This window comes from Paracoccus kondratievae (assembly GCF_009301415.1).
Taxonomy (GTDB): Bacteria; Pseudomonadota; Alphaproteobacteria; order Rhodobacterales; family Rhodobacteraceae; genus Paracoccus; species Paracoccus kondratievae.
The window spans coordinates 1,195,009-1,207,147 of the sequence record NZ_CP045072.1; the positions used below are offsets into that span (position 1 = coordinate 1,195,009).

At 63.3% G+C, this 12,139-nt stretch carries 10 protein-coding genes; 5 read left to right on the plus strand and 5 right to left on the minus strand.

Annotation, left to right across the window (positions count from 1 at the left end; translation table 11 throughout):
- The first annotated feature begins 150 nt into the window (after positions 1-150).
- A complete protein-coding gene (locus F8A10_RS06010) occupies positions 151-1,089 on the plus strand; it encodes a LysR family transcriptional regulator (RefSeq protein ID WP_227493341.1) in 939 nt (312 codons plus the stop codon).
- Between the two features lie 4 nt (positions 1,090-1,093).
- Here the strand turns inward: F8A10_RS06010 and F8A10_RS06015 are convergent, their stop codons facing one another.
- Together F8A10_RS06015 and F8A10_RS06020 are read right to left on the minus strand one after the other, a co-directional pair.
- On the minus strand, positions 1,094-1,696 hold the full coding sequence (locus F8A10_RS06015; RefSeq protein WP_152366908.1) for a LysE family translocator: 603 nt from the start codon (positions 1,694-1,696) through the stop codon (positions 1,094-1,096).
- A 123-nt stretch (positions 1,697-1,819) separates the two neighbouring features.
- A complete protein-coding gene (locus F8A10_RS06020; protein WP_152366909.1) occupies positions 1,820-3,208 on the minus strand; it encodes an L-cystine transporter in 1,389 nt (462 codons plus the stop codon).
- A gap of 382 nt (positions 3,209-3,590) precedes the next feature.
- Between F8A10_RS06020 and F8A10_RS06025 the strand changes: the two genes are divergently transcribed.
- On the plus strand, positions 3,591-4,817 hold the full coding sequence (locus F8A10_RS06025) for a cyanate transporter (protein WP_010396414.1): 1,227 nt from the start codon (positions 3,591-3,593) through the stop codon (positions 4,815-4,817).
- A 24-nt stretch (positions 4,818-4,841) separates the two neighbouring features.
- Entirely contained in the window at positions 4,842-5,267 is a 426-nt protein-coding gene (locus F8A10_RS06030) for a GlcG/HbpS family heme-binding protein (RefSeq protein WP_010396416.1), read from the plus strand.
- A gap of 58 nt (positions 5,268-5,325) precedes the next feature.
- On the opposite strand, the gene F8A10_RS06035 is transcribed toward F8A10_RS06030, so the two are convergent.
- Positions 5,326-7,398, minus strand: a complete 2,073-nt coding sequence (locus tag F8A10_RS06035; RefSeq protein ID WP_227493431.1) for a DEAD/DEAH box helicase — start codon at positions 7,396-7,398, stop codon at positions 5,326-5,328.
- 165 nt (positions 7,399-7,563) lie between these two features.
- Complete coding sequence (locus F8A10_RS06040) at positions 7,564-8,478, minus strand: LysR substrate-binding domain-containing protein (protein WP_085502512.1); 915 nt, start codon at positions 8,476-8,478, stop codon at positions 7,564-7,566.
- A 203-nt stretch (positions 8,479-8,681) separates the two neighbouring features.
- Here F8A10_RS06040 and F8A10_RS06045 point away from each other — a divergent pair, with 203 nt between their 5' ends.
- Positions 8,682-9,980 carry a C4-dicarboxylate transporter DctA gene (locus F8A10_RS06045; protein WP_237701511.1) on the plus strand — a complete coding sequence of 433 codons (1,299 nt, stop codon included), beginning with the start codon at positions 8,682-8,684 and terminating at the stop codon, positions 9,978-9,980.
- Positions 9,981-10,103: 123 nt separating this feature from the next.
- Here F8A10_RS06045 and F8A10_RS06050 read toward each other — a convergent pair whose 3' ends face one another.
- Positions 10,104-11,006 carry a LysR family transcriptional regulator gene (locus F8A10_RS06050; protein ID WP_152366910.1) on the minus strand — a complete coding sequence of 301 codons (903 nt, stop codon included), beginning with the start codon at positions 11,004-11,006 and terminating at the stop codon, positions 10,104-10,106.
- Between the two features lie 102 nt (positions 11,007-11,108).
- On the opposite strand from F8A10_RS06050, the gene F8A10_RS06055 reads away from it, so the two are divergent.
- Entirely contained in the window at positions 11,109-12,128 is a 1,020-nt protein-coding gene (locus tag F8A10_RS06055) for a YeiH family protein (protein ID WP_152366911.1), read from the plus strand.
- Positions 12,129-12,139 lie beyond the last annotated feature (11 nt).

A 12,139-nucleotide genomic window follows, 5' to 3' on the forward strand; every position in this document is an offset into this window, starting at 1 on the left:
CGGCATTTTGCAAGGCATCTCCTCCCACCGGGCAACCGTTCCCCTCTGACGGCTTGCGAATGATCCAGCCATGAAATTACATAATGGTAAAATTACTTCGTCTTCCATTTGCATATCGGATCTGTTATGTCATTACCTCCTGCCCGCCTGATGTTGAAACCTGCCCAACTGCGGCTGATCCAGCAGATCGCCGAAACTGGCCAGCTACAGATGGCGGCCGAACGTATTGGCATGACCCAACCTGCCGCCTCGCGTATGCTGGCCGAGATCGAAAACCAGGTCGGTGCCCAGCTTTTCCTGCGCCAGCCCAAGGGCATGGAACCGACCGAGATCGGGCGCGCCGTCCTGCGCCGCGCACGCGTCATCCTGCGCGAGATGTTCAGCATGGCCTCGGACGTGCAGGCGCTGCGCAACGGCTTTGGCGGCGCCTTGCGGGTGGGCGCGGTGACCGGGCCTGCGGTCGGCTATCTCGTTTCGGCCATCCGCGAGATCAAGCAAGGTGCCCCCGATGCCGAGATCACCGTTGATGTCATGCCTTCGCGCGAGCTGTTGCAACATCTGGCGGCCGGAGAAATGGATTTCGTCCTTGCCCGTATCCTGCCGGAATTCGACAGCCGCGACTTCAACATCCTGCCGATGCGGGATGAAAAGGTGGCTTTTCTGGTTCGCTCGACCCACCCGCTAAGCCGCGCCGCCCCGGTGACACTGACCGAGCTTTGCGAACAGGAATGGATCATGCAGCAACGCGGCGCACCGATCCGCGAGGCGACGCTTTCCGCCTTTGCCGATGTTGGCCTGCCCGAACCGCGCAATATCGTCAACAGCCCCTCGTTGCTGCTGACCATCGCCTATCTTGCGCAAAGCGACGCGGTCGCGCCCATGTCCGAAGAGGTGGCCGAACTTCTGATCCGCCCTCCGGTCGGCGCGGGTTTTGCGGTCTTGCAGGTCCCGCATGAAATCCGGGTCTCGCCCTATTACCTGCTGGACCTCAGACGCCGCCCGCTGTCGCCTCTGGCGATGCGGCTACGAGAAAAGCTGGTCATGCTGTCAGAAAGCCCGGTGCGCGACACCTTTGGCCAAGGCGGCTAGTACCCTAAGCACTCTCGGCAGCAAGCTTCAGCCCCAGCCCTGCAAAACAGGCGGCAAAGGTGCGGCGCAGCCAGTTCATCGCCCTTTCGCTGTGCAAAAGGTGCTGCCTGCCCCGCGCCGCCAGTGCGGCATAGCCCAGAAAGACCACAAAGGTCATCAGCGTAAAGCCCAGCCCCAACTCGAACAGCAGGCTGATCGGGCTGCCTGCAGGGACGAATTGCGGGATGAAAGCTACAAAGAACAGCGGCAATTTCGGGTTAAGGATATTAAGCACCACCCCGCGCCAGACCAGCGCCCTACGCGACTGAGGCGCTGAGGGGCGCAGCGACAACCCACCCCTATCCTTCAACACCGACCAGGCCATCCACAGCAGATACGCAACGCCTGCATATTTGATCGTCTGAAAGATAACGGCGCTGGTGTGCAGGATCGCGGCAAGCCCCGCCATGGCGATGACCAGATGGATCACCGTGGTGATCGTGCATCCGGCCGCGGCCCAGAACCCTGCCCTCATCCCCCCTCCAAGGGTCGCGGACAGGGTATAGACCACGCCAATTCCCGGCGAAACGCAGATGACAAAGATGGTCAGAAGATATTCAAGGCTCACGCTTCAGGTTCCTCCACCCGGATTAAGCCAGGATTAAAGGAACTTCGGCCTCGCGCAAACACACAAGCACGCCGTTGCGCAAAGGTCCCGGCGCCGCGCTGTGGGTGCGGCACCGGGCAATAGTCAGGCGTTTTGCAGGCTGTGTTCGTCCCGGCTTTGCAAAACAGCCTTGTCGGTCTGGCCAAGGATCTGCGAGGTGACCGTGCCCGCCGTCATCGAACCCGAAACGTTCAGCGCCGTCCGGCCCATGTCGATCAGCGGTTCGACCGAGATCAGCAGCGCCACCAGCGTCACGGGCAGGCCCATGGCCGGCAGGACGATCAGCGCCGCCATGGTCGCACCCCCGCCGACCCCGGCTACCCCGGCCGAGGACAAGGTGACAATGGCCAAAAGCGTCATGATCCAGCCCGGATCAAGCGGGTTGATCCCGACTGTCGGCGCCACCATCACAGCCAGCATGGCCGGATAAAGCCCGGCGCAGCCGTTCTGGCCAATGGTCGCCCCGAATGACGCCGAGAACGAGGCGATCGTTTGCGGCACGCCCAAACGGCGGGTCTGGATCTCGACGTTCAGCGGGATGGTCGCGGCACTTGACCGGCTGGAAAAGGCAAAGGTCAGCGCCGGCACGATCTTGCGGAAAAACACCAGCGGGTTCACCCCGGTCAGGCTCAGCAGCACAGCATGCACGACGAACATGATCCCCAGCCCCAGATAAGAGGCAACGACAAATTTGCCGAGGTTCAGGATGTCGCTGGCATTCGAGGTTGCCGCCATCTTGGTCATCAGGGCCATGACGCCATAGGGGGTCAGCACCATGATCAGCCGCACCAGCTGACCGATCCAGGCTTGCAGGATGTCGATCAGGTTCAGAAGGCTGCGTCCCTTTTCCTCGTCACGGCGCACCAGGCGGATCGCGGCGACGCCAAGGAAGGCCGCAAAAACCACCACCGCGATGATCGAGGTCGGGTTCGCCCCGGTCAGATCAGCAAAGGGGTTCTTGGGGATAAAGGACAGCAGCAGCTGCGGCACCGTCAGGTCGGCAACTTTGGGCGCATAGTTCGTCTCAAGCGCCGCCAGCCGGGCGGTTTCGGCCGCACCTTGCGTCAGCCCTTCGGCTGTCAGACCAAAGGCCAGCGCCATGACGACACCGACAAAGGCGGCGATCGCCGTGGTGATCAGAAGCGTGCCCAGCGTCAGGACCGAGATCCGCCCCAGCGCCGAGGCATCGTAAAGCCTCGACACCGCGCTGAGGATCGCGGCAAAGACCAGCGGCATCACCACCATCTGCAACAGCTGCACATAGCCGTTGCCGACCACGTTGATCCAGTCGATCGTGGTTTTCAGCACCGGTGCGCCGTTGCCATAGACAAGTTGCAGCCCGATCCCGAACAATGTGCCAAGGATAAGGCCGACAAAGACCCGCACCGACAGCGACAGCCGCCCGCCTTGCAGGCGGACCAGCACCACGATCAGCGCGGCAAAGATCAGTAGATTGACAAGAACGGTTGCCATCGCGTGTCTCCGGCAATTTCAGATTGAGTCATCAAGCCATAACCGAACCGCAACGTATAGAGACGACCGTTGCAAAACGGTCCTGCGTTGCCGACATGTCCCTGTCGCGGCGGTCGTCCGGGCCGGATCCGGCAAGGGGGCAGCCATAGCCCGCCGCAGCACAATATTCAATCTGTTTTTGATTCTGTATATAGATATTGCAGATTATTACTTACTGCCCTGCCGGTTAATCTGCGCCCGCCGATGCCCTCTTTGAGATTTTTTCGCCCTATGGCTCGGCCCGTTTCCCGGTGATCCGGCCCATCGCAACAGCAAGGCAGGCCATGCACAAGCTTTCGCCCCAGATTGTCGCGCGCTTATTGCGCCAGCGGATGCATAGGCAATGACCAAAGACCGGAACGCAACCCTGCGACTGCTTATCGTGGTGGCATTGGTCGGGCTGGCGTTACGGCCCTTTCTGACCGGCGTCGGCCCCGTGACCGCGCCGATGCGGGCCGAAACCGGCCTGTCCCTGCAGGGACTGTCGGCGCTGACACTGGTGCCGATCCTGCTGATGGGCGCGGGGGCGTTCTTTGGTCCGGCCATACTGGCAAGGCTGGGGGCGAAACGCGCCACCGTTCTTGCGCTGGTCATTCTGGGCTTCGGTTCCGGGCTGCGGCTGGTGGCCCATTCGACCTTTGACCTTCTTGGCTCGGCAGTGCTGCTTGGCCTTGGCGCGGCGGGCGCGCAGGCTGCCTTTCCCGCCATCATCAAACGCGAATTCCAACAGGGGCTGAACCTCGCCATGGGGCTTTACGCCTCGATGATGATGGGCGGCGGCGCATTTGGCGCACAGGCCGCGCCGCTGATCGCGGCATGGTCTGGCAGCTGGAGGCTGGCGCTTGGCTGGCTTGCCGTGCCCGCCCTGATGACAGCCCTGCTGGCCGCGCTTGTCCTGCCGTCCGAAAAGCGCCAACCGCGAGAGGGTCGCCAACGGCTGGCCCATTGGTTGCGCCTGCCCCGGGTCTGGCTGCTTATGGCCTGTTTCGGGCTTATCAACGGGGGATACTCATCCTCGGTCGCGTGGATTTCGCCTACCTTTCAGGAACTAGGCTGGTCAGCCGGGGCAAGTGGCGGACTGCTCGCCCTGCTTGCCGTCGGACAGGCAGTTTCGGCGCTGCTGATCCCGGCACTCGCCAACCGCTCACGCGACCACAGGCCGTGGCTGGCGCTTTGCCTTGCAATGCAGATCATCGGCTTTGCCATGCTGATCCTGCGCCCCGAGGCCGCGCCGCACATGGTCACCTTTATGCTGGGCGCGGGGCTTGGCGGGTGTTTCTCGCTGATGATGATTGTCGCGCTGGACCATCTGCCTGGTCCGGCCGAGGCCGGAACGTTGGCAGCCCTGATGCAGGGCGGAGGCTTTCTGCTCGCCGCGCTGCCACCATGGGTGCTGGCCCTGCTGCATGATTTGACGGGCAGCTTCACCGCTGGCTGGGCGCTGCATCTTGCCGCTGTGCTGGTGGTGTCGGTGCTGATCCTTGCCCTGTCGCCCGCAGACTATGGCAAGGCCATGCAGCGCCTTGACGTTCCGGCCGGCCCCGCCGGGGATGCCGCGCCCGCCGAATAAAAGTTTCAACAGGAGGAGAAACCCATGCAAACCATCACCAGGCTGGATCAAGCCGACGCGCGCCTGCTTGTCGAAGGGGCCGAGGCCCATGCCCGCACCATCGGCGTCCCCATGTGCATCGCCGTCACCGATGAAAGCGGCCAGCTTTTGGCTTTTTCGCGCATGGACGGGGGCAAGGTGACATCAGCCACCATTGCCGTAGACAAGGCCTTTACTGCCGCAGCGGCTCGTAAAGCCACCCATGAATATGGCGCAGCCAGCCAGCCCGGCGCGCCAGCCTGGGGCATTTTCTCGGCTATCGGCGGGCGGCTGACGGTCGTGGGCGGTGGGCTGCCAGTTGAACACGAAGGCCAGACGGTCGGCGGGATCGGCGTATCATCAGGGACGCCCGATCAGGATCAGTCTGTCGCCCAGGCCGGTATCGACCACTGGCGGGCCCATCGCGCCTAAGGTTGTGGAAACGCATCCGCCACGACCCTGCAGGATCGGGGCGGATGCAGGTTCGGTCCTAGCGCGGGCCGGGCTTACCCGAACGGGTCCCGGGCTTCGGACGGGCACGGAAGGGCTTATCTTCCCCCTTGCCCTGCCAGCCACCCTCGGCGCGGTGCGAGCGGAAACCGGCGGCGCGTCTGGGCCGTCCCTCGGCGCCGTCATCGCGGGCCGATCCGCCATGAGACTTGAAGCCCGCCGATTTTGAGCCAGCCTTGGGACCGGGTTTCGCGGAGGTCTTATGAGCCAGCTTCTTTTCACTGCTCCAGCGTGCCTTGCGCGGTGCCTCGGCTGCCTCGGCCTGCGGCGCAGGCGCATTGCGCGTAACTGGCTCTGACGCGACAGGTTCAGGACGAAGCGGCGGTTTTGCCCCGGCCTTAGCCTTGGCACGCGGGCGCAGTTCCTGCGGCTCGGCGTAGGGAGCGCGGGGGGAATGTGCCCGTTCTGGTCCTCGTTCCTGGCTGCGATCCTGTCCACGGTGCGGCTTTTTCACCCGGGCAGCAGGAGCATCGAAAACCGGCTCGCCCTCAATGCGGCGCATGGTCAGGCCGGGCTCAAGTTCGGTCCGTTCGCCAAAATTATCGGCGACAGCTGCCGCGATTTGTACAAAGGTCTGTTCGGTCTTGACCCGGATCGCGCCAATCGCGTCACGGGTGATATCCCCGGCCTCGCAGATCTTGGGCAACAACCAGCGCGCCTCGGCCCGACCGGAATGGCCGACCGAAAGCAGGAACCATACCGCCGGGCCAAACTCTCCACGCTCCCGCGGGGCCGAAGGCGCCGGCACGACGTTTTCCGACAGTTCCTCGGGCGCCGGACGCCCTTCGCGCCACAGTCTCACAAAGGCCGAGGCAACCTGTTCCGCACCAAACCGGTCAAGCAGCGCAGAGGCCAGCGCGGCCTCGTCGCCCGGCGCTTCGCCCAGCGCGGGATGATCCGTCATCCGCTCATCATCGCGCGCCTGCACTTCCTCGGCCGAAGGGGCCTTGCCCCATTCCGCGACCAGCCGCGCACGCTGCAACAGCCGCTGAGCGCGCTTGTATTCCGAAGACGGCACGATCAGCACCGAGGTCCCCTTGGCCCCTGCCCGTCCGGTCCGGCCCGAACGATGCAAAAGCGTGTCCGGGTTGGTTGGCAGATCGGCATGAATCACCAGTTCAAGCCCCGGCAGGTCGATGCCGCGCGCGGCAACATCGGTAGCGATACAGACCCGCGCCCGCCCGTCACGCAGCGCCTGCAAGGCGTGGCTGCGTTCCTGCTGGGACAGCTCGCCCGACAGTGCCACGACCTTGAAGCCGCGATTGCCCATCCGCGCCAGCAGATGGTTCACATTAGCCCGGGTCTTGCAAAAGATGATCGCGCGGCTCGCCTCATAATAGCGCAGCGTGTTAAAGATCGCGTGCTCACGGTCGCGAGCCGCCACGGACAGGGCGCGATATTCGATATCGCCGTGCTGGCGCGCCTCGCCCATGGCCTGAATACGCAGCGCGTCGCGCTGGAAATCGCGCGCAAGCTGTTCAATAGCCGGAGGCACGGTTGCCGAAAACAGCAGCGTGCGGCGGCTGGCCGGCGCGCTGCCCAGGATAAATTCCAGGTCCTCGCGAAAGCCGAGGTCCAGCATCTCATCGGCCTCGTCCAGAACGCAGGCGGCAAGTCCGCTCAGATCCAGCGACCCGCGTTCGATATGATCGCGCAGGCGGCCGGGCGTGCCGACGACGATATGCGCGCCACGCTCAAGCGCCCGGCGCTCGGTGCGGTAATCCATCCCGCCAACGCAAGTGGCGATCCGCGCCCCGGCCTGGGCATAAAGCCAGCCAAGTTCGCGCGCCACCTGCAAGGCCAGTTCACGCGTGGGGGCAATCGCCAAAGCCAACGGCTGGCTGACATCGGGAAGGCTGTCGCCGTCAAGAATATCGCCCGCCATGGCAAGGCCAAAGGCCACGGTCTTGCCCGACCCGGTCTGGGCCGAGACCAGCACATCGCGTCCCCGCGCCTCGGGCTCAAGCGCCGCTTGTTGTACAGAGGTAAGGCTGGCATAGCCCTTGGCCGCCAGCGCCGCGGCCAGAGGCGCGGCAATATCATGTTCGTTCATCTTCTTCGCCAGAAAGGGGATGCGCAGCATCCGGGTGAAAGGCACCATCCCCTTTGCGGTCAGACCCCAGCCTTGGGTCGCCGGCCCGGAATGCAGAGCCAAGCTGCCCCCATAGCCGCCCCTGCCCCGCAAGTCAAAGCGAAACTCGGAAGCCGGTCTTTGACGTCAGGGCAGCGGCGGCTCTTTTTGGGTCGGCACACCCGGGTCGTGACCAAGACAGCGACGCACCTCGGTCAGAAACAGTTGCAGTGCCGGAACCGGGTCGCGATGGTGATAGACGATATAGACCTCGGACACCGGGGGGTTGGGCCGGATCGGCAGAAATGTCAGCGGCCCGGCCGTCAGCCGTGCAATTCCCGCCGGCACGATGCTGACACCAAAGCCCGCAACGATCAGGCTGGGGATTGATTGCGCGTCAACGACCTGTTGCGAAACCTGTGGCCGATAGCCCGAAGCGATGATGCAGGACATGACATAGGCCGCGAAATCCGAGCTTTCGGGTCGCAGCACCACATGCTGATCCTCGCGCAGATCGTCGATCGACACACAGGTGCGTCCGGCCAGCCTATGGTCGCTGCGCACCAGCGCCATCATCTCTTCCCGCCAGCCGTATTCATAGGCCAGCTCATCATCACGCGGCACCGAGCGGTTAAAGCTGACATCCGTGCGCCGGCTCAAAACCTCGGTCAATTGAGTCGCCGGCGTCTGCTCATGAACACGCAACGTGATTCGTGGATGCAGGCGCGCAAACTGGGCCAGAAGCTCGGACAGGCCGCCGCGTAAAATCGAACCAGTTGCCCCGATTTCCAGCAATCCGTCCTGGCCGCGTTGAATTTCCCGGATCTCATGCAGGCTGCGTTCATATTGATCCAGCATGTTGCGCGCACGCGGCAGAAACAGCTCTCCGGCACGTGTAAGCGCCACCTTGCGGCTGGTGCGGCTGATGAGCTCGGCGCCAACTTCACGCTCAAGTGTCTGAAGTTGCGTGCTTAATGGCGGCTGCGACATGTTCAGCCTACGGGCTGCCCGGGTAAAGTTCAGCTCTTCGGCCAGAACGACAAAGCAGCGGAGTTGGCGCATTCTCATAGCGTCACCGTATAGATCACTAATAAATCAATATTAGACACGGATGTGACATTCGCCAACTATTGATCAAATAGGGGGCCTGTCTCGGCCTGCATGTTGCCCGATGCGAGTGAGGACGCATCCGGCATGTGCTGGCCGCGGCGCACCTCTTCCGTCACAGGGGGGAACGGAAACACATGCCAAAATGGTCCAGGTCCTTGTTTGGACAGGTTTGCGTGGCGCTGGTGCTGGGGGTCATCGCCGGCTTTTTCGCGCCTGAATTCGCAGCCAAGATGAAGCCGCTCGGGGACGGGTTCATCAAACTTATCAAGATGCTGATCCCCGTCATCGTCTTTTGCGTCGTCGTGCATGGCATCGCCAGCGCGGGTGACCTGAAAAAAGTCGGCAAGGTCGGCATTCGCGCCATCATCTATTTCGAGGTCATCACCACGATCGCTCTCGCCCTTGGCATCGCGATTGCCTACCTCTTTGGTCCCGGTCACGGGATGAACATAGATGTGACCCAGCTCGACGCCTCGGCCCTGTCGTCCTATGTCGACCGCGCCAATGAAGTCAGCAGCGGCGGCACGGTCGAATTCCTGATGAAGCTGATCCCGACCACGATGGTCAGCGGCTTTGCTCAGGGCGACGTACTGCAGGTGCTGCTGGTCGCCGTGCTGTTTGGCTGCGCGCTGTCGCTGGTTGGCGAACGTGGCAAGCCGCTTTTGCACATGATCGAACTGACGGGCGACGTGACCTTCAAGATCATGGGCTTTATCGTCCGTCTAGCCCCGATCGGTGTCTTTGGCGCCATCGCCTTTACGGTCGGCAAATACGGCATCAGTTCACTGGCACAGCTGGGTTATCTGGTCGGGCTGTTCTACGTCACCATCGCCATCTTTGTCTTTGTCGTCCTGGGTTTCGTGATGCGCATGGCCGGGTTCAGCATCATCAAGCTGATCCGCTACCTGCGCACCGAGGTCAGCATCGTTGCCGGCACCGCATCAAGCGACTCGGTCCTGCCCCAGACCATGCGCAAGCTGGAAAAGCTGGGCATCAAGGACTCGACCGTGGGTCTGGTGGTGCCGACGGGTTACTCGTTCAACCTTGACGCCTTCTCGATCTACCTGACGCTGGCAGCGGTCTTTATCGCCCAGGCGACCAACACGCCGCTGTCCACCACGGACCTGCTGGCTATTCTGGGCGTGGCACTGATCACCTCCAAGGGGGCGCATGGGGTGCCGGGTTCGGCTATCGTGATCCTGGCTGCAACGCTGGCCGCGATCCCCGCGATCCCCGCCATCGGTCTGGTGCTGGTGCTGTCGGTGGACTGGTTCATGGGCATCGCCCGTGCGCTGGGGAACTATCTGGGCAACTGCGTCGCCACCGTGGTCGTCGCATCCTGGGTGGGCGATATCGACCGCGACCGCGCCCGCCGCATCCTGGATGGCGAAGATATCTCAGAGCCGGATCTGCTGGACGAAGATGCACCCATGACCCAGCTGCAGCACGGCTGACGAGGTCCCTCGCAGGGCTGACCGGGGCCCGCGTGACAAGACCCGGTCAGCCCTGCCGAGACGACGGCCTGCGCCCTCCCTCCCGATGGCGCAGGCCCTTTTTTTATGTCGGCAAGGCCTGCCTCAGGGCAGCCCGGTCACGAAACCCTCATCCGTCAGAATATCAATCAACGCCTGCACTGCACGGGTGCGATAGCGCCGCGGATTGGTTAACAACGCAAATGGCCTCTCGGCCCCCGTCAGCGGCTGGGTAATGATCCAGCCCGATGCCTCCGGTCGTGCCACCGCCCGCTGAGACAGTGCCGCAAGGCATCGGCTGGAGGCAACCGCGCTCAGCACTGCCTCGTTCGAGGGTAACTCCAGCGCCACCGGCAGCGCCGCAACAGACAGGCCCTGCTCAGTCAGCCAGACCTCGAACTCGGATCGTGTACCTGATCCCGGTTCGCGCAAAATCCAGCTTTGCGTGGTAAGCTCGGCCACCGGCACCGCCTCGCGCCCGGCCCAGGGATGGGTGGCGGCCATAATCAGGACCAGCCGATCTCGTGCCACCACCTGCCGATGCAGATCGCCGTGACTGACCGCGCCTTCGACCAGACCCAGATCAGCGCCCCCCTCTTGCACCGCATCAGCGACCTGAGTGGTATTGCTGACCGTCAGGCGCAGCTCGATCCCAGGATGCATCTCGCGCAGCGCGACCAGCCGCGACGGCAGCCAATAGCTCGCCACGGTCTGGCTGGAGTGCACCCGCAACCGGCCGCGCGGCTCACGCGCCAGATCCTCCAGCACCATCTCGGCGGTCTCGGCGCGGTCCAGCACCGCGCGGGCCTCGGTCATAAAGGCGGCGCCGGTGTCAGTCAGCACGATCCGCCGCCCGATCCGGTCAAAAAAGCGTACACCATGCCGGGCCTCAAGCGCCGAAATCGCTGCGCTGACCGCTGATTGCGTCAAGTTCAGCGCCTCGGCAGCACGGGTGACATGCTGACGTTCGGCCACGGCCAGAAAGATACGAAGCTGCTCAAGGGTCATGCTTGATTAATAAGAATTATCGAACAATATGGCAAATATAATGCGATAGATTGAACAGTAGTCAGGGACCATGTTCCGCCTTGAAGATAGAAAGGTACGAACATGTCCTCGACAGATCAGCGTTCGCAAAACCAGATCACCGCTGCTGGCTGGCGATTCCCTGTCTTGCCGGGGCTGGGACTGACCTTTGCGATCGCGGTCGCCGCAACAGCGGTGCAGCAGCTGTCGGGCATCGCGGCGCTTAGCCCTCTGGTGGTGGCGATGGTGCTGGGAATGGCGATTGGGAACCTGACCGGCACCCCCGAGGCTGCCCGCGCCGGGATCGGTTTTTCGCTGCGCCGTATCCTGCGTCTGGCTATCGTCCTGCTGGGCTTTCAACTGACGCTTGAGCAGCTGCGCGCTGTCGGCCTGCCAGGTCTTACCGTGATTGCCGTGACATTGGCCGCGACTTTCGTGTTTACCCGCTGGGCCGGCCACGTGTTGGGGGTCGAGGCACGGCTGGCCGAACTGATCGCCGCCGGCACCTCGGTCTGCGGTGCATCTGCGGTAATCGCCACCAATACGGTGACGCGTGGGACGGACGAGGACGTCGCCTATGCCATCGCCTGCGTGACGGTTTTTGGCTCGCTGTCGATGCTGGCGATGCCGATCCTTGGCGGGATGATGGCGATGGGGCCGACCTCGTACGGCATCTGGGTCGGGGCGACCATCCATGAGGTAGCACAAGTCGTCGGCGCAGGTTTCCAGCACGGGGCCGAGGCCGGGCAGGCCGCCACAGTCGCCAAGCTTAGCCGCGTCATCATGCTCGCCCCCCTGATCCTGACGCTGGGTGCGCTTGCCCGTCGGCGGGGAGCCAAGGGCACGGGCAAAGCCCCGACGCCGTGGTTCGTATTAGGATTTATAGCTGTGGTGGTGCTGAACAGCGCCCTGCCCCTTCCCGAGGCGCTGCATGCCGAAGTCGCAGGCCTGACCGCCTTTCTGCTGACCATGGCACTTGCCGCGATGGGGCTGGAGACTGATCTGCGCAAGCTGCGCGCCAAAGGCATACGACCCCTGTTGCTGGGCGCAGTGGCCTGGCTGTTCATCTCGGCGCTTGGGCTGGGGTTGGTTGCGCTGACATGAGGATTGAGCGC

Excerpts from the sequence above, each read along its gene's own strand:
- F8A10_RS06055 (WP_152366911.1), top strand. The coding sequence starts at position 11,109 with ATGTCCTCGACAGATCAGCGTTCGCAAAACCAGATCACCGCTGCTGGC.
- F8A10_RS06020 (WP_152366909.1), bottom strand. The coding sequence starts at position 3,208 with ATGGCAACCGTTCTTGTCAATCTACTGATCTTTGCCGCGCTGATCGTG.
- F8A10_RS06030 (WP_010396416.1), top strand. The coding sequence starts at position 4,842 with ATGCAAACCATCACCAGGCTGGATCAAGCCGACGCGCGCCTGCTTGTC.
- F8A10_RS06035 (WP_227493431.1), bottom strand. The coding sequence starts at position 7,398 with ATGAACGAACATGATATTGCCGCGCCTCTGGCCGCGGCGCTGGCGGCC.
- F8A10_RS06050 (WP_152366910.1), bottom strand. The coding sequence starts at position 11,006 with ATGACCCTTGAGCAGCTTCGTATCTTTCTGGCCGTGGCCGAACGTCAG.
- F8A10_RS06040 (WP_085502512.1), bottom strand. The coding sequence starts at position 8,478 with ATGCGCCAACTCCGCTGCTTTGTCGTTCTGGCCGAAGAGCTGAACTTT.
- F8A10_RS06010 (WP_227493341.1), top strand. The coding sequence starts at position 151 with ATGTTGAAACCTGCCCAACTGCGGCTGATCCAGCAGATCGCCGAAACT.
- F8A10_RS06025 (WP_010396414.1), top strand. The coding sequence starts at position 3,591 with ATGACCAAAGACCGGAACGCAACCCTGCGACTGCTTATCGTGGTGGCA.